The sequence below is a fragment of the Micromonospora sp. NPDC049060 genome (genome assembly GCF_040649055.1).
GTDB lineage: Bacteria > Actinomycetota > Actinomycetes > Mycobacteriales > Micromonosporaceae > Micromonospora > Micromonospora reichwaldensis.
On sequence record NZ_JBEZEV010000032.1, the window covers coordinates 41,870 to 64,505 of the forward strand.

Below are 22,636 nucleotides of genomic sequence, written 5' to 3' on the forward strand. Positions count from 1 at the left end.
GCCACTCCGTATCGGGGTTCGAGGTGTGCGACATGCCGGATCAGGCCGAGCCGAACTCTTCGTCCAGCAGGCTGAAGATCTCCTCGGCGGAGGCCGACTCGAGGCTGGCGCCCTCGTCGGCGGCGGAGTCCGCACCGGACTCGGTGTAGGTCCACAGGGAGAGCAGTTCACGCAGCCGGGCGCCGACGGCGGCCCGGTCGGTGTCGGCCGAGGCCACCGCCCGCATGGCGTGCTCCAGCTTGTTCAGCTCGCCGAGCACCGTCAGCGCGGACGTGCTCCGCTCCGCCAGCAACGCACCCCGCAGGTACTCGACGAGCGCGGCTGTGGTCGGCCGGTCGTAGATCAGCGTGGACGGCAGCCGCAGCCCGGTGGCCGCGTTGAGCCGGTTGCGGAACTCGACGGCGGTCAGCGAGTCGAAGCCCAGCTCGACGAAGCCGCGCTCGACGTCGATCGAGCGGATCGACGCGTAGCCGAGGACCGCGGCGGCGTGGGTGCGGACCAGGTCGGAGAGCACCTGGTCGCGGTCGGCCTCCGCCGTGGCGGCGAGGGTCTCCCGCAGCGCCTCGGCCGGATCGCGTTCGGCGGCCCGTACCGCGCCGCTCGTCGCCGGCCGGACCAGCGACCGCAGCACCGGCGGCACCGCCGCCGGCCCGTGCCGGCCGATCAGGGCGAGGTCCAGGTTGACCGGTACGACCACCGGCTCGGCGAAGCGCAGCGCCTCGCTGAACAGGTCCATGCCCTCGTCGGCGCCGAGCGGGACGAAGCCGCCCCGGTTCATCCGGGCCTCGTCGACGTGCCCGGTCTGGCCGTCGCCGGTGTCGTTGACCCACGGGCCCCAGGCCAGCGAGAGCGCCGGGAGTCCCCGGTCGCGCCGGTGCTGGGCGAGGGCGTCGAGGAAGCAGTTCGCGGCCGCGTGGTTGGCCTGCCCGGGGCCGCCGAAGAGGCCAGCCGCCGAGGAAAAGAGCACGAACGCGGCCAGGTCCAGCTTCTCGGTCAGCTCGTGCAGGTGCCAGGCCGCGTCGACCTTGGGGCGCAGCACGGTGTCGAAGCGGTCCGGGGTGAGCGCGGGCAGGACGCCGTCGTCGAGCACCCCGGCCGCGTGCACCACGCCGGTCAGCGGCAGGTCGGCGGGGAGTTGGTCGACCAGCAGGGCGAGCGCGTCGCGGTCGGTGACGTCGCAGCCGACCACCCGGGCGGTGGCGCCCAGTCCGGCCAGCTCGTCGACCAGCGCGGCGACGCCCGGGGCATCCGCCCCGCTGCGGCTGACCAGCAGCAGGTGCCGTACGTCGTGCCGGGTCACGAGCCGTCGCGCCACGAGCCGCCCGAGCAGGCCGGTCGCCCCGGTCACCAGGACGGTGCCGGCGGCCAGGTCGGGGCCGGGCGCCTCGGCCGGGGGCGGTCCGAGCCGGGTCAGCCGGGGCACCCGGAGCTGGCCGGCGCGTACCGCGAGCTGGGGTTCGCCGGTGGCCAGGGCCGCCGGCAGCAGCGCGGCGGCCGAGGCGTCGTCGTCGACGTCGAGGAGCACGATCCGGTCGGGGTTCTCCGACTGGGCGGAACGCAGCAGGCCCCAGGCGGTGGCGGCCGGCACGTCGGCGATCCGCTCGTCCGGGTCGACCCGGACCGCGCCGCGGGTGGCCACCACCAGCCGGGCGGCGGTGAGGGACTCCTCGGCGAGCCACTGCTGGGCCAGCGCGAGCATGCGGTGGGCGACGCGGTGCGCCTGGGCGGCCGGGTGCGGCTCGTCGGCGGCCGGTCCGGCGCAGGTCACCAGCACCGCGTCGGGCACCGGACCGCCGGCGCGCACCTCGGCGACCAGCGCGGAGAGGTCCGGGTGCCGGTCGGCGCCGGGCCAGTCGTCGCCGAGGGCGACGAGCCGGGAGGTGCCGTCGGCGCGGCCGGTGGCGGGGGCGACCCAGTCGAGGCGGTGCAGGGACCGGCTGGCCGACCGGCGGGCGGCGCTGAGCTGCTCGCCGGAGATGGGCCGCAGGACCAGACCGTCGACGGAGGCGACCGGGGTGGCGCCGGTGTCGGTGATGGTCAGGGCCACGGATGAGGCGTCGGTGGCGCGCAGCCGGATCCGCAGCTCGCGGGCGCGGGTGGGCCGGATGGTCACGCCCGACCAGGTGAACGGCAGGCCCGGGCGGATGTCGGGGCCGCCTTCGGTGCCCGACGCGCCACCGGCGGGGTCGCCGGCCGTGGCGTCGGTGGCGCCTGCCGTGGCGCTGGCGCCGATGGCGTGCAGCGCCGCGTCCATCAGGGCCGGGTGCACCGAGAAGGCCGTGGTGTCGGTGGACGCGTCGGCGTCCAGGGCGACCTCGGCGAGGATGTCCGGGCCCGACCGCCAGGCGGCGCGCAGCGCCCGGAAGGCCGGGCCGTAGTGGTAGCCCTGGGCGGCGAGCCGGGCGTAGAGCCCGTCGAGGGCGATCGGCTCGGCGTCGGCGGGCGGCCACACGGCGGCCGGAGCGGGCTCCGGGTCGACGGTGTCGGCGAGCTGGCCGGAGGCGTGCCGCTGCCAGGTGCGGGAACCGTCGGGTCCGGTGTCGTCGTCGCGCCGGGTGTGGATGGCGACGGGCCGGTGTCCGGTCTCGTCCGGCGCGCCGACGCGGACCCGCAGGTCGATTCCGCCCTCGGTGGGGATCGCCAGCGGCGCCTCCAGGTTCAGCTCGGCGACGGTCGCCGCGCCGGCCTGCCGGCCGGTCCAGGACGCCAGCTCCACCAGGGCCGTCCCCGGCAGCAGCACCGTGCCGAGCACGGCGTGGTCGGCCAGCCAGGGGTGGGTGGCGAGGGTGATCCGGCCGGTGAACAGCAGCCCCTCGTCGCCGGGCAGGTCGGCCACCGCGCTGAGCAGCGGGTGGTCGACCACGTCGAGGCCCACGGCGGGCAGGACCGAGCGGTGCGCGCCGGTGCGCTCCAGCCAGTAGCGGTTCCGGTCGAAGGCGTACGTGGGCAGGTCGACGGGCTCGGCCTCGGGCAGCAGCCGGCGGTGGTCCACCGTCAGGCCGAGGGTGTGCGCGGTGGCGAGGCCGGTCAGCAGCCGGGTGGCGGCGTCGTCCGACCCGGCGAGGGTCTCCAGGACGTGGCCGGTGACGCCGGTCGCGTCGAGGACGGCGGCGACCCGGTCGGTCAGCGCCGGCTCCGGCGAGATCTCCACGAAGGTCACGTGTCCGCCCGCGACGGCGGCGCGCAGGGCGGCGTCGAGCCGCTCCGGTCCCCCAGCCCCACCGGCCCGCTGGCCGGTGCCGAGGGTGGCCGGGTCGGCCCAGTGGTCGGCGCCGAGGGTGGCCGCGTCGGCCCAGTCCCCGGTGACGGTGGAGGCCAGCCGGGCGGTCCCGGGCTGCGGGGCGAGCCCCGCCAGGGCGACGCGGAGGCCGTCGGGGTCCAGCTCGCCGGCGGCGGCCCGGGCCCGCAGCGCCACCGTCCGGGCGGCGTCGGACAGGGACAGCAGGCCCGCCACGTGGGCGGCCACGACCTCGCCGTCGCCGTCGCCGACGACCGCGGCCGGGGTGAGCCCGGCGTGCCGCCAGACGGCGGCGAGCGCCACCCCGACGGCGAACAGCACGGGCCGGGCCAGCTCCGGCCGCTCGCCCCAGGAGGCGTCCGCGCCGGTCAGCAGGGCGGCCGGGTCGACGTCGACCCAGGGGGCGAGGGCCTGCCGGCACTCGGCGAGGGCGTCGTCGAAGACCGGGCAGCGGCCCACGAGTCCGGCCGCCGCGCCCGCCGGGGTGGCGCCCGGGAAGACGAACACCGGGCCGGCGCCGTGGTTGGCGACGGTGCCGGTCAGCACGTTGCCGGCGGGGGTGCCGGCGGCGAGCGCGTCCAGGCCGGCCAGCAGCTCGCCGGGGGTCGCGCCGAGCACCGCGGCACGCCTGTCGAACGCCGAGCGGGTCGCGGCGAGGGACCAGCCGACCGCCGCCGGGGCGAGGCCGGGGTGGGCCCGCAGGTGCCGGGCCAGCCGGGACGCCTGCGCGGCCAGCGCCGAGGTCGAGCGGGCCGAGACCGGCCACACCACCACGTCGGCGGCGACCAGCCCGGCGGCGCGTTCCCGCGCCTCCGCGCCGGCGGCCGGCGGCGTCGGGGCGTCGGCCGCCTCGGCGTCGGCGGGCGAGTCGGTGGGCAGCTCGACGACCACGTGGGCGTTGGTGCCGGAGATGCCGAACGAGGAGACCGCCGCGCGGCGGGGCCGGTCGACCGCCGGCCACGGCCGGGACCGGGTCACCAGCTCCACGTCGCCGGCCGACCAGTCGATGTGCGGCGACGGCTCGTCCACGTGCAGCGTCGCCGGTACGGTGCCCTCCCGCATCGCCAGCACCATCTTGATCACGCCGGCCACGCCGGCGGCGGCCTGCGCGTGGCCCATGTTCGACTTGACCGAGCCCAGCAGCAGCGGGCCGGCGTCGCCCCGGTCCTGCCCGTACGTCGCCAGCAGCGCCTGGGCCTCGATCGGGTCGCCGAGGACGGTGCCGGTGCCGTGGGCCTCGACGACGTCCACGTCGGTGACCGCCAGCCGGGCGCTGGCGAGCGCCTGCCGGATCACCCGCTGCTGGGAGGGACCGTTGGGGGCGGTCAGGCCGTTCGACGCGCCGTCGGAGTTCACGGCGGAGCCGCGTACGACGGCGAGGATGCGCCGGCCCTGCCGCCGGGCGTCGGAGAGCCGCTGCACGAGCAGCATGCCGACGCCCTCGGACCAACCGGTGCCGTCCGCCGTGGCGGCGAAGGACTTGCACCGCCCGTCGGAGGCGAGGCCGCCCTGGCGGGAGAACTCCTGGAACGCCGTGGGGGTGGCCATCACGGCCACGCCGCCGGCCAGCGCCAGGTCGCACTCGCCGCGCCGCAGCGCCGCCCCGGCGAGGTGCAGCGCCACCAGCGACGACGAGCAGGCCGTGTCGACGGTGACGGCGGGTCCCTCCAGCCCGAGGGCGTACGCGACCCGGCCGGAGATCACGCTGTGCGCGGCGCCGGTCATCAGGTAGCCCTCGACGCCCTCGGGGACCTCGGTCAGCCCGGTGCCGTAGCCGGAGGTGGAGGCGCCCACGAAGACGCCCGTGCGGGTGCCGCGCAGCGTCGCCGGGTCCACCCCGGCCCGCTCCAGCGCCTCCCAGGACGTCTCGAGGGCGAGCCGCTGCTGCGGGTCCATGGCGAGGGCCTCGCGGGGCGAGATCTCGAAGAAGGCGGGGTCGAAGTCCGCCACGTCGTAGAGGAAGCCGCCCGCCGGGGGATGCGTTCCCTCCGCCGGCTCGGGGATCTCCCAGCCCCGGTCGGTGGGGAACGGCGAGATGGCGTCCACCCCGTCGGCGACCAGCCGCCAGAACGTCTCCGGCCCGTCGACGCCGCCGGGGTAGCGGCAGGCCATCCCGACGATCGCGACGGGCTCGTCGGCGTCGACGACGACGGTCTGCGGGGCGTCGGCCGGGGCGGCGCCGGAGACCAGCTCGCGCAGGTGCGCGGCCAGCTCGGCGGGGGTGGGGTAGTCGAAGACCAGCGTGGTGGGCAGCCGCAGGCCGGTGGCCGTGTTCAGTCGTCCCCGGAAGTCCACGGCGGTCAGCGAGTCGAAGCCGAGGTCCTTGAACGGGCGGCCACGCAGCTCGTCGGGGGTGGCGTGGCCCAGCACCGCTGCGGTCTGCTCGTTGACCAGCCGCAGCAGCTCCCGCTCCTGCTCCGCCGCCGGCAGCGCCGCGAGGTGGCGCAGCGGCGCGGCGACCCCGCCCGTGGGCGCGGCGGCCTCCTCCTCCTGCGCGACGAGCGCCCGCACCTGCGGCACGCCGCCCAGGAACGGGCTGGGCCGGGCCACGGTGAACGCGGGGTGGAACCGGCTCCAGTCGACGTCGGCGACGGTCACGCAGGGCGTCGGGCGGCGCAGCGCCCGGTCGAGGGCGACGAGCGCCTTCTCCGGGTCGATCGGCGGCAGGCCCATCCGGTTGAGCTGCTCGGTGGCCACGTTCTCGGCGGCCATGCCGTGTTCGCCGCCCCAGGCCGTCCAGGAGACGGCGGTGGCCGGCAGGCCCCGGTCGCGCCGGTTGACGGCCAGGGCGTCCAGCAGGGAGTTGCCGGCACCGTAGGCGCACTGCCCGGCGCTGCCCCACACGCCGGAGATGGAGGAGAACATGACGAACGCGCCGAGGTCGCGCTCGGCGAGGCAGGCGTCGAGGTGCAGGGCGCCGAGCACCTTGCCCGCGACGACGTGGGAGAACTCGTCGAGGGTGGTGTCGGTCAGCGGGGTGAGCTGGTCGGTGCCGGCGGCGTGCACGACCGCCGTCAGGTCGGGCAGCGCGTCCACCAGCTCCGCCACGGAGCTCCGGTCGGTGACGTCGCAGGTGGCGACGGTGACCCGCCCGTCGGCGCCGTACCGGTCGAGCAGGTCCGCCACGCCCGGGGCGGCGGTGCCCCGGCGGCTGGCCAGGACCACCCGCCCGGCGCCGCGGCCGAGCAGCCAGCGGGTGACGTGGCCGCCGAGGGCGCCGGTGCCGCCGGTGACCAGGACGGTGCCGGAGCACCAGTCGCCGGCGGAGGGCTCGTCCGCCGCGGGCGGGGCCGGGGTGAGCCGGCGGGCCCAGGTCCCGCCGGGCCGGACGGCCACCTGGTCCTCGCCGACGTGACCGGCCAGCACGGCGGCGAGCCGACGGGTGGTGGCGTCGTCGACGGTGGCCGGCAGGTCGACCAGGCCGCCCCAGCGGTGCGGCTGCTCGACGGCCGCCGCGCGGCCGAGGCCCCAGACCTCGGTCTGCAGCGGGTGCGCGACCCGGTCGCCCGGGGCCGCCGCGACCGCGCCGCTGGTGACGCACCACAGCGGCGCCACCAGGTCCAGGTCGGTCATCGCCTGGACCAGGGCGAGGGTGCTGGCCGCGGCGAGGGTCACGCCGGGGTGCTCGGCCAGCAGCCGGTCCTGGCCGGCGACCACGGCGAGCACGCCGTCGACCGGCCGGCCGTCGAGGAGGTCCCGCAGCCGGGCGGCGAGCGCCGCGCGGTCGAGGTCCGCCGCGCCGACGCGCAGCACCAGCGGCTCGTCGTCGCCGAAGAGCCCGGCCAGGCCGTCGGCCCACGCCGGCGCGTCGTCGGCCGGCAGCACGACCAGCCAGCGGCCCGCCGGGCCGTCGCCGTCCTCGACCGGCACGGGCTGCCAGGTCACCTGGTACGACCAGCCGTCCACGAGGGAGCGTTCCCGCCGGGAGCGGCGCCAGGAGGTGAGCACGGGCAGGGCCGGCAGCAGCGCCTGCACCTGCTCCTCGTCGTCGCCCAGCTCGCCGCGCAGGGTGTCGGCGTCCGCCTGCTCCAGGGCGGTCCAGAACTCGTCGTCGCCGTCCGCCGCCACGGTGTCGGGGGCGGCGGGCGGCGGCTCGGGCCAGAAGCGCTGCCGGCGGAAGGCGTACGCGGGCAGGGGCACCCGCGCGGTGTCGGCGCCGGCGAACAGCTCCGCCCAGCCGACCTCGACCCCGCCGACGTGCAGCTCGGCGAGGGCGGTGAGGGCGGAGGCGGGCTCGGGGCGGTCGCGGCGCAGCAGCGCCACGGCGGCGGTGTCGTCGTCGGCGCCGGCGGCGGTCAGGACGTCGCGGGCCAGCGCGGTGAGCACGCCGCTGGGGCCGACCTCCAGGAACGTACGCACACCGAGGGCGCGCAGCTGGTCGACGCCGTCGGCGAACCGGACGGCCTCCCGCACGTGCCGCACCCAGTACTCGGCGGTGCGGATCTCGTCGGGGTCGGCGACCGTGCCGGTCAGGTTCGACACGATCGGCAGCGTCGGCGGGTGCAGTTCCAGCCCACGCACCACGGCGGCGAATTCGGCGAGCATGGGTTCCATCAGCGGGCTGTGGAAGGCGTGGCTGACGCGCAGCGGCCTGGTGCGTACGCCCTGGTCGGCCCAGCGGCGTTCGAGTTCCTCGACGGCGTCGGCCGCGCCGGAGACGACCACGGCGGTGGGCCCGTTGACGGCGGCCACGGCGACCCGGTCCTCGACGCCGGTCAGGGCGGCCCGGACGGCGTCGGCGGGGAGCTGGACGGCCAGCATCGCGCCGCCGGCCGGCAGGGCCTGCATCAGCCGGCCCCGGGCGGCGACGAGGGTGGCGGCGTCGGGCAGCGACAGCACGCCGGCCGCGTGCGCGGCGGAGAGCTCGCCGATCGAGTGGCCGAGCAGGACGTCCGGGACGATCCCCCAGCTCTCCAGGAGCCGGAACAGCGCGACCTCGACGGCGAACAGGCCGGCCTGGGTGTAGAGGGTCTGGTTGAGCAGCCCGGCGGCCTCGTCGCCCTCGGGCGCGAAGAGCACCGGGGCGAGCGGGCGGGGCAGGTGCCGGTCCAGCTCGGCGCAGACCTCGGCGAGCGCCCGGCCGAAGACGGGGAACGCGGCGGCCAGCTCGCGGCCCATGCCGCTGCGCTGCGCGCCCTGCCCGGAGAAGAGGAACGCGAGCTTGCCGCCGCGCGGGCCGGCGCCGGTGACCAGGCCCGGGGCGTCGCCGCCGGTGGCGAGCGCGCGCAGGCCGTCGGCCAGGCCGGCGCGGTCGGCGGCGAGCAGCACGGCCCGGTGCTCGAGGCTGGCCCGGGTACGCGCCGACGACCAGCCGACGTCGGTCAGCCGCAGCTCGGGGCGCCCGTCGAGCCAGTCGGCCCAGCGGGTCGCCTGCGCGGCCAGGGACTCGGCGTCACGGGCGGAGAGCAGCACCGGCACGAGGCCGGCCCCGTCGACGCAGGCGGTGTCGGCGGCGGCCGGCACGGCGACCGCGTCGGTCGCGGCGGCGGCGCCGTCCGGGGCGTCCGCCGCGGCCGGGTCGGCGGCGGGCGCCTCCTCGATGATCACGTGGGCGTTGGTGCCGCTCATGCCGAAGGAGGAGATGCCCGCGCGGCGGGGCTGCTCCCCGGCGGGCCACGGCTGCGGCTCGGTCGCCAGCGACACCGCGCCGGCCGTCCAGTCCACGTTGGGGGTGGGCTCGTCGACGTGCAGCGTCGCCGGCACGGTCTCGTGCCGCAGCGCCATCACCATCTTGATCACCCCGGCGACGCCGGCGGCGGCCTGGGTGTGCCCGATGTTCGACTTGACCGAGCCGAGCCAGAGCGGCCGGTCCGGCTGCCGGCCCTGCCCGTACGTCGACAGCAGCGCCTGGGCCTCGATGGGGTCGCCGAGGGTGGTGCCGGTGCCGTGCGCCTCCACGACGTCGACCTGCTCCGGGGCGAGCCGGGCGCTGGCCAGCGCCTGGAGCACGACCCGCTGCTGGGAGGGGCCGTTGGGGGCGGTCAGCCCGTTGCTCGCGCCGTCCTGGTTGACCGCGCTGCCGCGTACGACCGCGAGGACGGGGTGGCCGTTGCGCCGCGCGTCGGAGAGCCGCTCGACGAGCAGCAGGCCGACGCCCTCGCCCCAGGCGGTGCCGTCGGCGGCGGCGGCGAACGACTTGACCCGGCCGTCCATGGCCAGGCCCCGCTGGCGGCTGAAGCCGATGAAGGCGGACGGGGTGGACATGACGGTGGCCCCGCCGGCGAGCGCCAGGGTGCACTCCCCCTGCCGCAGCGCCTGGCAGGCCAGGTGCAGGGCGACAAGCGACGACGAGCAGGCGGTGTCGACGGTGACGGCGGGGCCCTCGATGCCGAGGGCGTACGAGATCCGGCCGGACACGACGCTGGCCGCGGTGCCGGTGAGGATGTAGCCCTCGGTGCCGGGCGGCGGCTGCTGGAGCAGGCCCACGTAGTCCTGGCCGGTGGTGCTGGCGAACACCCCCACCTGGTGGCCGCGCAGCGCCGAGGGGTCGAGCCCGGCGTGCTCGAACGCCTCCCAGGCGGCCTCCAGCAGCAGCCGCTGCTGCGGGTCCATGGCGAGCGCCTCGCGCGGCGAGATGCCGAAGAACGCGGCGTCGAACTCGGTGGCGGAGTCGATGAAGCCGCCCTCGGCGACGTACGACGTGCCGGGGTGGTCGGGGTCCGGGTGGAACAGCCGCGCCAGGTCCCAGCCGCGGTCGGCGGGGAACGCGGAGAAGGCGTCGCGGCGGGAGTCGACGAGCTCCCACAGCTCCTCGGGCGAGCCCACCCCGCCCGGGAACCGGCAGGCCATGCCGACGATGGCGATCGGCTCCCGGTTGGCCGCCTCAAGCTCGCCGAGCTTCCTCCTGGTCTGGTGAAGGTCCGCCGTCACCCATTTCAGGTACTCCCGGAGCGTATCTTCAGTCGCCATTGACGCCACCTCTTCGGGCCGGAAAGAAACAGGCGACCCAATACCGTCCACAGACGCCACAAGCCGCGAAGATCTAAGCCCATTCAGCCGACCACGAATTGCCAGACAATAAGCGTTTCAGTCCCCACCAGGTCTTACGCGCCGGACGAAAGGTAATTGTCGCCGGACGGCGGTCACAACCCCTAGCGTGCCCCTACGGGTGCCCCTAGGCGGCGGGGGCGCAGGCTGGGCCGACCCGCCCTGCGAGCGGTCCGGCGCGGCACCCTCGCGGGGTGCGGCCGGGCGGGTGTCCAGGCCCGCCCGGCCGCAGGTGTCACAACCGTCGACAACGGCCGTACGACACCATTTCTAGATGCCCGGCAAATTGCCGCCGGGGCCACCCAGCTCGCGGTGGATGAAATCGAAGATCTCGGCGTCGGTGGCGTCATCGAGGGTGTGCGCGGCCGGCTTCTCCTCGACGGGACCACGCTCGTCGCCCCACCGGGCGACGAACGCCTGCAACTGCACCAGCAGCTTCTGCCGGGTCAGCCGGTCCGGCGCGTCGGCCGCGAAGACGCCGTCGAGCCGCTCCAGCTCGGCGAGCAGCGGCGCGGCCGCGGCGGCGCCGTCCTCGACGAGCTGGTCGCGCAGGTGCCGGGCGAGCGCCGCGGGCGTCGGGTAGTCGAACACCACGCCGGCTGGCAGCTGGACGCCGGTGGCGGCGCGGAGCCGGTTGCGCAGCTCCACGGCCGTCATCGAGTCGAAGCCGACCTCGCGGAACGCCCGGTCGGGCTCCAGCCCTCCGCCCCCGGGGTGGCCGAGCACGGCCGCCGCCAGGTTGCCCACGAGTTCGACGAGGACGCCCTCCCGTTCGCCGGGGCTCAGCGGGCGCAGCCGCTCCCGCAGCGCGGTCGCCGCCTCGTCGTCCGCCGGCTGGCGGTCGTCTTCGGCGGGCATCGCCGCGCCCGCCTCGGGGACCCCGGTCAGCAGCGGGCACGGCCGCATCGACGCGAACGTCGGCACGAACCGGTCCCAGCGCACGTCGGCGACCACGAGTTCCGCCTCCGCGCGCAACGCCTGCCCGAACGCCTCGACGGCCAGCTCCGGGGGCAGGCCCGGCAGGCCCCGCCGGCGCAGCTGCGCCAGCTCGGGCGACTCGGGGTCGTCGCTCCACGGGCCCCACGCCACGGCGGTCGCCGCCAGTCCGCCGTGCCGCCGGTTCGCCGCGAGCGCGTGCAGCAGCGCGTCGCCGGCGGACTGGCCGGCCCGGCCGCCCGCGCCCCACACCCCCGTGGTGGAGGTGCACAGCACGAACGCGTCGAGCGGCCGGTGGGCCAGCTCGTCGGCGTACCTCGGGACGTCGCCGACGGTCGCGGCCAGGTCGGCGGCGAGGCCGCCGAGGGTCAGCTCGGCCAGCGGCACCGACCCGGTCTCCGCCGGCACGTGCACGAGCGCCGTCACCGGCCGGCTCTCGGCGGCGAGCTGCTCCATCAGGTCACCGAGCTTGCCCGTCGCCGGCTCCGCCAGCGGGAGCACCTCCGCGCCCTGGCGGCCCAGCCAGTCCGTGGTGTGCCGGGCGAGGGCGCCGGTCCCGCCGGTGAGCAGGACGGTGCCGTTCGGCCGGTACCCGCTGCCCGTCGCCGGCCGCCCGGTGTCGCGGACCAGGCGTCGGGCGTGCACGCCGGCCTCCCGGACGGCGAGCTGGTCCTCCCCGTCGACGTTGACCAGGGCTGCGGCCAGGGCCGCGTACGCCGCCTCGGCCGGGCCCGCCGGCAGGTCGACGACTCCGCCGACGTGCCGGGGGTGCTCCAGCGCGGCGACGAGGCCGAGGCCCCACGTGGTGGCCTGCGTCGGGTGCACGACCGGTTCGTCGTCGACGGCGACGGCGCCGGTGGTGGCCAGCCACAGCGGCACGGGCGGGCCGGAACGGCGGGTGTGCGCCTGCACGAGCAGCAGGTTCGCCGCCAGACCGGTCGGCAGCGCGGTCTGCTCCGGGTGCGGCGCCTCGTCCAGCGCCAGCAGGGAGAGCAGCGCCGTCGGCTGGTGCGCGGCGGCGAGCCGGTCGAGGTCGGCGGCCAGGCCGTCCCGGGTGGCCGTGGCCGGGTCGACGGTCAGCAGGTGCACCGTGGCGGCGTTGGCCGTGAGGGCGGCGAGCACCCGGTCGGTGACCTGGTGCGGCGGGGCCACCACCAGCCACGTGCCGGGGTCGGTGACGGTCAGCGCCCGGCGCTCCCAGGTGACCCGGTACCGCCAGCCGGCCAGGGCGCCGTCGAGGTGCTGGCGGCGCCGCCACGACTCCAGTTCCGGCAGCAGCTCGCGCATCGGCTGGTCCGGGTCGAGGCCGAGGCGGCCCAGGTCGCCGTCGGTGACGGCCCGCCAGAACGCGTCGTCGACCGGGTCGGCGGTCGGCGTCGGCACCGCGTCGAGGGTCGGCCAGTAGCGCTGCGGCCGGAACGCGTACGTGGGCAGCTCGGGCAGCCGGCGGGCATCCGGACGGGGGCCGGCCAGCACGGCGAGGACCGCCGCCCAGTCGACGTCCCGCCCGGTGCCGTCCACGACGGCCAGCGCGGCGAGCAGGGCGGCCGGCTCGTCGACGCCGGCGCGCAGCGCCGCCACGGCCGTCCCGTCGTCGTCGCCGGGCAGCAGGCCGGCGGTCATCGCGGTCAGCACCGCCTGCGGGCCGAGCTCCAGGAAGGTGTCGACGCCCGCGTCGCGCAGCGCGGCGATCCCGTCGGCGTACCGGACGGCCTCCCGGACGTGACGCACCCAGTAGTCGGGCGTACGGATCTCGTCGGGCCCGGCGAGCCGCCCGGTCAGGTTCGACACGATGGGCAGCAGCGGCGCGCCGAACGTCAGCCCGTCGAGGACGGCGCGGAACTCGGCCAGCATCGGCTCCATCAGCGGGCTGTGGAACGCGTGGCTGACCCGCAGCCGGCGGGTGCGCACCCCGCGCTCCCGCCAGGTCCGCTCCAGCCCGTCGAGGGTGTCGAGGGCCCCGGCGAGCACCACGGCGGTGGGACCGTTGACGGCGGCGACGCCGACCCGGTCGGTCAGCCCCGCGAGGGACTCGACCACGGCCGCCTCGTCGGCGGCGACGGCGAGCATCCCGCCCCCGGCGGGCAGGGCCTGCATGAGCCGGCCCCGGGCGGCCACCAGCGTGGCGGCGTCCGCGAGGGACAGCACCCCGGCGACGTGCGCGGCGGTGATCTCGCCGATGGAGTGCCCGGCGACGTGCCCGGGCACCACCCCGAACGACTCGACCAGCCGGAACAGGGCCACCTCCAGCGCGAACAGCCCCGCCTGGGTGAACACCGTCTCGTCGAGCAGCGCGGCCTCGGCGCTGCCCTCGGCCGCGAACAGCACCGGCTTCAGCGGCTGCGGCAGCTGGTGGTCCAGCGCCGCGCAGACCTCGTCGAGGGCCGCCGCGAAGACTCCGAACGTGTCGTACAGCTGCCGGCCGGCGCCGGGGCGCTGGGCGCCCTGGCCGGAGAACTGGACGGCGAGGCCGCCGCCGTGCCGCCGGGCGGTGACCAGCGCGGGGTGGTCCTCGCCGCCGGCCAGCGCCCGTAGCGCGGCCAGCCGGGTCTCCCGGTCGGCGGCGACCACGGTGGCCCGCCGGCCGAGGTGGGCCCGACCGTCGGCGAGCGCCCAGGCGACCAGGTCGGCGGGGTCCTCGTCCGTCGCGACCCGGTCGGCCAGCCGGCCGGCCTGTTCGCGCAGCGCGGGCAGGTCGGCGGCGGAGACCGGCCACGGCAGGGCCACGGCGCGGTGGTCGCGTCGCGCGTCGTCGTGCCCGACGGTCGCCTCGGGCCCTTCCCCGTCGGCGGCGACCGGTGCCGGCCGCTGCGGGGCCTCTTCGATGATCACGTGCGCGTTGGTGCCGCTGATCCCGAACGAGGAGACGCCGGCCCGGCGCGGCCCGTCCGTGGTGGTCCACGGTCGTGCCTCGGTGAGCAGCGCCAGCGTGCCGGAGGACCAGTCGACGTGCGGGGTCGGCGCGTCGACGTGCAGGGTCGCCGGCAGCACCTCGTGTTGCAGGGCCAGCACCATCTTGATCAGGCTGGCGGCGCCCGCCGCGGCCTGGGTGTGGCCGATGTTCGACTTCACCGACCCGAGCCACAGCGGCCGGTCGGCGGAGCGTTCCCTGCCGTACGTCGCCAGCAGCGCCTGCGCCTCGATCGGGTCGCCGAGCGTGGTGCCGGTGCCGTGCGCCTCGACGACGTCCACGTCGCCCGGGGTGAGGCCGGCGTTGTCCAGCGCGTGCCGGATGACCCGCTGCTGCGCGGGCCCGTTCGGCGCGGTGAGGCCGTTGCTCGCGCCGTCCTGGTTGACGGCGCTGCCCCGTACGACGGCGAGGATCCGGTTGCCGTCGCGCTGGGCGTCGGAGAGCCGCTGGAGCAGCAGGACGCCGACGCCCTCGCCCCAGCCGGTGCCGTCGGCGGCCTCGGCGAACGCCTTGACCCGCCCGTCGGCGGCGAGGCCGCGCTGCCGGGAGAACTCCAGGAACGCGCCCGGGGTCGACATCACCGTCACGCCGCCGGCGAGGGCGAGGTCGCACTCGCCGCTGCGCAGGGCCTGCGCGGCCAGGTGCAGCGCCACCAGCGACGACGAGCAGGCCGTGTCGACGGTGACCGCCGGGCCGTGCAGCCCGAACGAGTACGCCAGGCGGCCGGAGACCACCGACGCGCCGTTGCCGGTCGCCTGGTAGCCCTCCACCTGGGAGCGGGCGCCCAGCAGCAGCGTGGCGTAGTCCTGCCCGTTGGTGCCCATGAAGACGCCGGTGGCGGAGCCACGGACCCGGTGCGGGTCGATGCCGGCGCGTTCGAAGACCTCCCAGGTGGTGTGCAGCAGCAGCCGCTGCTGCGGGTCCATGGCGAGGGCCTCGCGCGGGTTGATCCCGAAGAACGCGGCGTCGAAGCCGGCCACGTCCCGCAGGAAGCCGCCGCTGCGCGTGTAGCTGGTGCCGACCCGCTCCGGGTCGCTGTCGAACAGGGCGTCGAGGTCCCAGCCCCGGTCGGTGGGCATCGGCGTCACGGCGTCCACGCCGTCGGCCAGCAGCCGCCACAGCTCCTGCGGCGAGGACACCCCGCCGGGGAAGCGGCAGGCCATGGAGACGATCGCGATCGGCTCGTCCGCCGGCGGCCGGGCCGAGGCCACGCCGCCGGTGACCGGTCCGCCGTCCGCGCCGATGACGATTTCGGTACGCAGGAAGCGGGCCAGTTCCGCCGCCGACGGGTGGTCGAAGACCACCGTCGACGGCAGGGTCAGGCCGGTGACCCGGCCCAGCCGGTCGCGCAGCTGCACGGCGGCGAGGGAGTCGAAGCCCAGCTCCCGGAACGCCCGGCCGGCCGGCACCTGGTCGGTGGTGGGGTGGCCGAGGACGGCCGCCGCCTCCGCGCGGACGAGGTCGACCAGCAGCGCCTCCTGGCCGGTCGCCGGCAGCGTGGCGAGCCTGGCCCGCAGCCCGTCGGTGGCGGCGGCGCTCTCCGGCCGCTCCGGCTCCTCGGCGACGGCGGGGGCGACCCGGTCGAAGAGGTGGCTCGGCCGTGCGGCGGTGAACGCCGTGACGAACCGGGACCAGTCGACGTCCACGATCACCGGTGCCGCCTCGGGGGCGTTCACCCAGCGGCCGAGCGCCGCGACGGCGGCGTCGGGCGCGAGCGGGCTGAACCCGCGGCGGCGCAGGCCGTCGGCCGTCTCGCCGGAGGCCATGCCGTCCTCCGCCCACGGGCCGTAGGCCAGGGCGGTGGCGGGCAGGCCGGCCGCCCGGCGGGCGGTGACGAGCGCGTCGAGCAGGGCGTTGCCGGCCGCGTAGCCGGCCTGCCCGCCGCCGCCCCAGACGCCGGCGACGGAGGAGAAGACCACGAACGCGTCGAGGTCCCGGCCCCGGCAGGCGGCGTCGAGGTGCACGGCGCCGAGCACCTTGCCGGCCAGGGTTTCCGACAGCTCGCCGTCGGTCACCTCGTACGCCGGGGTGGTGCCGCCGGACGCCCCGGCGGTGTGCACGACGGCGGTCAGCTCCGGCAGGTCCGCCACGAGGGCGTCGATCGCGGCCCGGTCGGTGACGTCGCACGCCACGACCCGCACCGCACCCAGCTCGGCCACCAGCTCGGCCGCGCCCGGCGCGGCCGGACCCCGCCGCGAGGCGAGCACCACCTCACCGGCCCCGTTGGCCAGCAACCAGCGCGCCACGTGCCGACCGAGGGCACCCGTACCGCCGGTCACCAGGACCGTCCCGGCGGGCCGCCAGCCCGCGCCGGCGGGCGGCGCGGCCGGCACCAGCCGCCGGCCGAAGAGGCCGTTGCGGCGGACGGCCACCTGGTCCAGGGTGCCGTCGGCGAGGACGGCGATGAGCCCGGCGCGGGCGCCGCGGTCGGCGCGGTCGGGCAGGTCGATCAGGCCGCCCCAGCGGTCGGGCTGTTCGAGGGCGACGACCCGGCCCAGGCCCCAGGCCAGGGCCGCCCAGACGTCGCTGGCCCGTTCCCCGGCCGTGACCGGCATCGCGGTCCGGCTGAGCGCCCACACCCGTCCCGGCAGGCCGGTGTCGGTGAGCGCGCGGGTGAGGGTGAGCAGGGCGGCCGCGCCGGCGGGCACCGCCGGGGTGTCGGCCAGGGGCCGGTCCTGGCGGGGCAGTACGCAGAGCACCCCGGCCCAGCCGTCCCCGCTGATCCGGCCCAGTCGCTCGCCCAGTTCGGCGCGGGCGAGGGTGGACGACACGGTGAGCGTGTCCACCCGGGCGCCGGCCTGGGTGAGGGTCTTCGCGACGCCCGCGTCGGCGCCGCTGTCGACGGTGACGACCAGCCACCGCCCGGACAACCGGGTCGCCGGGGCCGGCCGTACCGGTTCCCACCCGACCCGGTACGACCACCCGTCGAGGGCGGTGTCCCGCGACCGGTGCTGACGCCAGCGCGCCAGGAGCGGCAGGGCCGGGGCGAGCGCGTCCAGGTCCTCGGTGTCGTCGCCGAGTTCGGCGGCGAGGGCGGCCAGGTCGCCACGCTCGACGGCGGCCCAGAACTCGGCGTCGCCGCCCTCCGGGGCGGCCTGCTTCGTCGGGGTGCCCTCCGGCCAGTAGCGCTGGTGCTGGAAGGCGTACGTGGGCAGGTCGACGCGGCGCGCGCCGGTGTCGGCGAACCACGACTGCCAGGTCACCGGCATCCCGTGCACGTGCAGTTGCGCCAGGGCGTGCAGCAGCGCCTGTGCCTCCGGCCGGTCCCGCCGCTGCACCGCGACCGCCAGCACGGCGTCGTCGGCGGGCAGCACGTCGGCGGCCATCGCGGTCAGCACGCTCTGCGGCCCGACCTCCAGGAACGTGTCGACACCCGCCTCGCGCAGGGCGGTGATCCCGTCGGCGAAGCGGACGGCCTCGCGCACGTGCCGCACCCAGTAGTCGGCCGTGCGGATCTCGTCGCCGGCCAGCGCACCGGTCACGTTCGACACGATCGGCAGCAGCGGCGCGGCAAAGGTGAGGCCGTCCAGGACCGCCCGGAACTCGGCCAGCATCGGCTCCATCAACGGGCTGTGGAACGCGTGGCTGACCGTGAGCCGGCGAGTGCGCGCGCCCCGATCCCGCCAGACCCGCTCCACCTCGTCGAGCGCGTCGACCGCACCCGACACCACCACTGCGGCCGGGCCGTTGACTGCGGCGATGCCCACGCGGTCGGTCAGCCCGGCGACAGACTCCGCCACCGCGGTCTCGTCGGCGGCCACGGCCAGCATGCCGCCGCCGGTGGGCAGCGCCTGCATCAACCGACCCCGCGCGGCCACGAGGGCGCACGCGTCGGCCAGGGACAACACGCCCGCGACATGCGCCGCCGTGACCTCGCCGATCGAGTGACCGGCCAGCATGTCGGGCACGATCCCGAACGACTCCACCAGCCGGAACAGCGCCACCTCGACCGCGAACAGACCGGCCTGGGTGAAGACCGTCTGATCCAGCAACTCCGCCTCGGGGCTGCCCGCCGACGCGAACAGCACCTCCCGCAGCGGACGCGGCAGCAGCGGATCGAGGTGCGCACACACCTCGTCCAGCGCGGCGGCGAACACCGGGAACTCCGCCGACAGCTCCCGGCCCATCCCGGCGCGCTGCGCGCCCTGACCCGAGAAGAGCAGCGCGAGCTGGCCGCGTACGGCGGTGGAGCCGGTCACGACGGCCCCGGAGGGCTCGCCCGCGTCGAGGGCCCGCAGCGCGGCGAGCAGGTCGTCCCGGTCGGCCACCACGGCGACGGCGCGCTGCTCCAGCGCGGGCCGGGTGGTGACGGAGGACCAGGCCACGTCCAGCGGACGCGGGGCCTCCTCGGCGGCGAGCCAGCGCGCCCAGCGGCCCGCCTGGCCGGCCAGGGCCGCGTCGGAGCGCGCGGAGAGCAGCACCGGTACGACCGGCGGCACGTCCCGGGCGACGATCTCACCCTCGATCGTCTCGGCGGGAGGCTGTTCGATGATCACGTGCGCGTTCGTGCCGGAGATCCCGAACGACGACACCGCCGCCCGACGCGGCCGGTCCACGGCCGGCCACGGAGTGGGCTCGGTCGCGAGAGCCACGGCCCCGGCCGTCCAGTCGATGTGCGGGGACGGCTCGTCCACGTGCAGGGTCGGCGGGACGAGGCCGTGGCGCATCGCCATGACCATCTTGATCACACCGGCCACACCGGCAGCCGCCTGCGTGTGCCCGATGTTCGACTTCACCGACCCCAACAGCAACGGCCGGTCCCCCGGACGCTCCTGCCCGTACGTCGCCAGCAGAGCCTGCGCCTCGATCGGATCGCCGAGGGTCGTGCCCGTGCCGTGCGCCTCCACGGCGTCCACGTCGGCGGTGGTCAGGCGCGCGTTCGCGAGGGCCTGGCGGATCACCCGCTGCTGCGACGGGCCGTTCGGGGCCGTCAGGCCGTTGGACGCGCCGTCCTGGTTCACGGCGGTGCCGCGCACCACGGCGTAGATCTTGCGGCCCTCGCGCTGGGCGTCGGAGAGGCGCTGCACCAGCAGCACGCCGACGCCCTCGGACCAGCCGGTGCCGTCGGCCGACGCGGCGAACGACTTGCAGCGGCCGTCCTGCGACAACCCGCGCTGCCGGGAGAACTCGATGAACGTGCCGGGCGTGGCCATCACCGTCACGCCACCGGCCAGCGCCAGATCGCACTCACCGGAACGCAACGCCTGCGCGGCGAGGTGCAGCGCCACCAGCGACGAGGAGCACGCCGTGTCGACGGTGACCGCCGGGCCCTCCAGCCCGAAGGTGTAGGCGACCCGACCGGACAGCACGCTACCGGAGGTGCCGGTCCCGACGTAGCCCTCCACCTCGGTCGGCAGGTCCATGAGCCGGGAGGCGTAGTCGTGGTACATGACGCCGGCGAAGACACCCGTCCGGCTGCCCCGCAACCGCTGCGGATCGAGACCGGCCGACTCGAACGACTCCCACGAGGCCTCCAGCAGCAGCCGCTGCTGCGGGTCCATGGCCAGGGCCTCGCGCGGCGAGATGCCGAAGAAGCCGGGGTCGAACTCGCCGGCGCCGTACAGGAAGCCACCGTGGCGGGTGTACGACGTACCGCTGCGGTTCGGGTCCGGGTCGAAGAGCGACTCCAGGTCCCAGCCGCGGTCCGCCGGGAACTCGGAGATCCCGTCGCCGCCGCCGGCCAGCAGCTCCCACAGTTCGTCGGGGGATTCCACCCCGCCCGGGTAGCGGCAGGCCATGCCCACGATCGCGATCGGCTCGTCGGTGCCGACGACCGTGCCGGCGACCGGGCCGGCGGTCGACTGACGCACGCCGGCCAACTCCGACCACAGGTGGTCGGCGAGCACGGCCGGGGTCGGGTAGTCGAAGACCAGCGTCGAGGCCAGCCGCAGCCCGGTGGCCGCGTTCAACCGGTTACGCAGGTCCACGGCGGTCAGCGAGTCGAAGCCCAACTCCCGGAACGCCCGGTCCGCCGGCACCGACTCCGCGCCGCCGTGCCCCAACACCTGCGCTACCAGGCCCCGCACCAGCACGTCGACCTGGGCGCGGCCCTCGTCCTCGGTCAGCCCGGCGAGCCGGTCGGCCCAGCCGCCACCGCCCTGCCCCGCCTGGCGGCGGGTGCTGGTCACGCCGATCAGGGTGCGCAGCACGGCCGGCACGGGGCCGCCGGAGGTCGCCGCCCGCAGCGCGGGCACGTCGATCACGGCCGGTACGAGGGCCGCCCGGTCGGCGCCCAGGGCGGCGTCGAACAGCTCCAGCCCGGTCTCGGCGCTCATCGGCGTCAGGCCAGCCCGCGTGGAACGCGCCCGGTCCGCCTCGTCGATCGACGCGGCCATGCCGGGGGTGTCCCACATGCCCCACGCGAGACTGACGGCCGGCAACCCGAGCTGCCGCCGGTAGACCGCCAGGGCGTCGAGGAACGCGTTGCCCGCCGCGTACGCCGACTGCCCGGGCGAGCCGAGCACACCCGCCACCGACGAGAACACCACGAACAGGTCCAGATCCAGCGAAGCCGTCGCCTCGTGCAACAGCCAACCCGCCGACACCTTCGGCGCCAACACCCCGGCCAGCCGCTCCGCCGTCAGCCCCTCCACGACACCGTCGTCCAGGACACCGGCGGTGTGCACCACACCCGCCAGGCGACCCTCGGCGCCGATCTCGGCCACCAGGGCGAACACCTGGTCCCGGTCCGTCACGTCACACGCGACCACCCGCACGGACGCGCCCAGCGCGGACAGCCGCTCCGACAGCTCGCCCGCACCGGCGGCCTCCGGACCGCGCCGCGACACCAACACCAGCGACCGCACGCCGTGCACCGACACCAGGTGCTCCGCGACCAGCGCACCGAGCGCACCCGTACCGCCGGTCACCAGCACCGCGCCGTCACCCAGGCTGGGCGTCTGCGCGGCCGTGATGCCGGCCCGGACCAGGCGCGGCGAGTACACCGCACCCTCGCGGACGGCGAGCTGGCCGCCGGTCGCGGCCTGCTCCCGCAGGACGCCGTCCAGCAGGGCCACCAGCCCGGCATCCGGGTCACCGTCGACGTCCGCGAGGACGATGCGGCCCGGGTGCTCCGACTGCGCCGAACGCAGCAGACCCCACACCGCCGCACCGGCCAGGTCGGTCACCCGGTCGTCGTCGCCGACGGACACCGCGCCCCGGGTCACCACCACGAGCCGCGAGTCCGCCAGGGCGTCCGCCGCGAGCCAGGACCGCACCGTCGCCAGCACGTCCGAGGTCACCGCCCGGACCGACTCCGGCGTCTGCGCCGCAGACCCGGGCGCGGGGAACACCGGCAGCAGCAGCGTCCGGGGGACGGACTCCTCCCCCGCGACCGTCGCCACATCGGGGTACGTGGGCATTCCGACGGGTGCCAGCAGCTCCCGGCCGCCGGTCACCAGCGCCCATCCGGAAAGCTCCCCGGCGGGCGCGGCCTCCACGGCCGGCCACCGCAGCTCGAAGAGCGACCGCGAGGCCACGCCCGGCGCGGCCACGCCGGCCAGCTCCCGCAGGACGAGGGAGTCCACCGACACGACCGGCGCGCCCACCTCGTCGTACGCGGCCAGCCGCAGCCCGGAGCCGTCGCGGGTCAGGCGTACCCGCAGCGCCCCCGCCCCCGAGGCGTGCACCTGCACGCCCTCGAACGCGAACGGCACCCGTGGCCCGCCCGACTCCTCGCCACCCAGCAGCAGCCCGATCGGGTGCAGGGCGGCGTCCAGCAGCGCCGGGTGCACGCCGAACCCGGCGGCCTCCGTCGCGGCGTCGTCCGGCAGGACCACCTCGGCGTACACCTCGGCGCCGCTGGTCCAGGCACGCCGGAGCCCCTGGAAGGCCGGCCCGTACGTCAGGCCGTGCTCCGCCAGCGTCGGGTACCAGCTCGCCAGGTCCACCTCCGCCGCGCCGGCGGGGGGCCAGGTGACCGGGTCCGGCTCGTCGGCGGTGGAGGGCTCCAGCACGCCCTCCGCGTGCCGGGTCCAGCCCGCCTCGGGGTCGTCGTCGGGGCGGGAGTAGACGGCGACGGGACGCTGCGGCGACTCCGACGTGGACACCCGCACCTGGATCCGCACGCCTCCCGTTCCGGGGAGGGCCAGCGGGGCGGCCATGGTCAGCTCCCGCAGCCGGGAGAGGCCCACCTCGTCGCCGGCCCGCACGGCCAGCTCGACCAGGGCGGTGCCCGGGACCAGCGTCAGCCCGGAGACCGTGTGGTCGGCCAGCCACGGGTGCGTGGCCAGGGAGAGCCGGCCCGTCAGGACCATCTCGTCGTCGCCGGCCAGGTCCACGGTCGCGCCGAGCAGTGGGTGCTCGGTGCGGCCGAGCCCGGCCCCGGACACGTCGCCCGTACGCGCCCGGTTGGTGGCGGGCCAGTAGCGCTGGTGCTGGAAGGCGTACGTGGGCAGGTCGACGCGGCGCGCGCCGGCGTCGGCGAACCACGACTGCCAGGTCACCGGCATCCCGTGCACGTGCAGCTCCGCGAGGGCGTGCAGCAGCGCCTGCGCCTCCGCCCGGTCCCGCCGCTGCACGGCCACAGCCAGCACGGCGTCGTCGCCGGGCAGCACGTCGGCGGC

The 22,636-nt window shown here is 76.9% G+C and carries 1 protein-coding gene and 1 pseudogene; both read right to left on the reverse strand.

The window, feature by feature from the left end:
• Window positions 1-40: 40 nt before the first annotated feature.
• Entirely contained in the window at window positions 41-10,147 is a 10,107-nt protein-coding gene (locus AB0B83_RS14560) for a type I polyketide synthase (protein ID WP_357578600.1), read from the reverse strand.
• Window positions 10,148-10,495: 348 nt separating this feature from the next.
• Window positions 10,496-22,606, reverse strand: a pseudogene (locus AB0B83_RS14565) (type I polyketide synthase); the annotation flags it as partial.
• Window positions 22,607-22,636: the final 30 nt, after the last annotated feature.

What these genes read in the sequence shown, in the direction of transcription:
- AB0B83_RS14560 (WP_357578600.1), bottom strand. Translation starts at nt 10,147, where the DNA reads ATGGCGACTGAAGATACGCTCCGGGAGTACCTGAAATGGGTGACGGCG.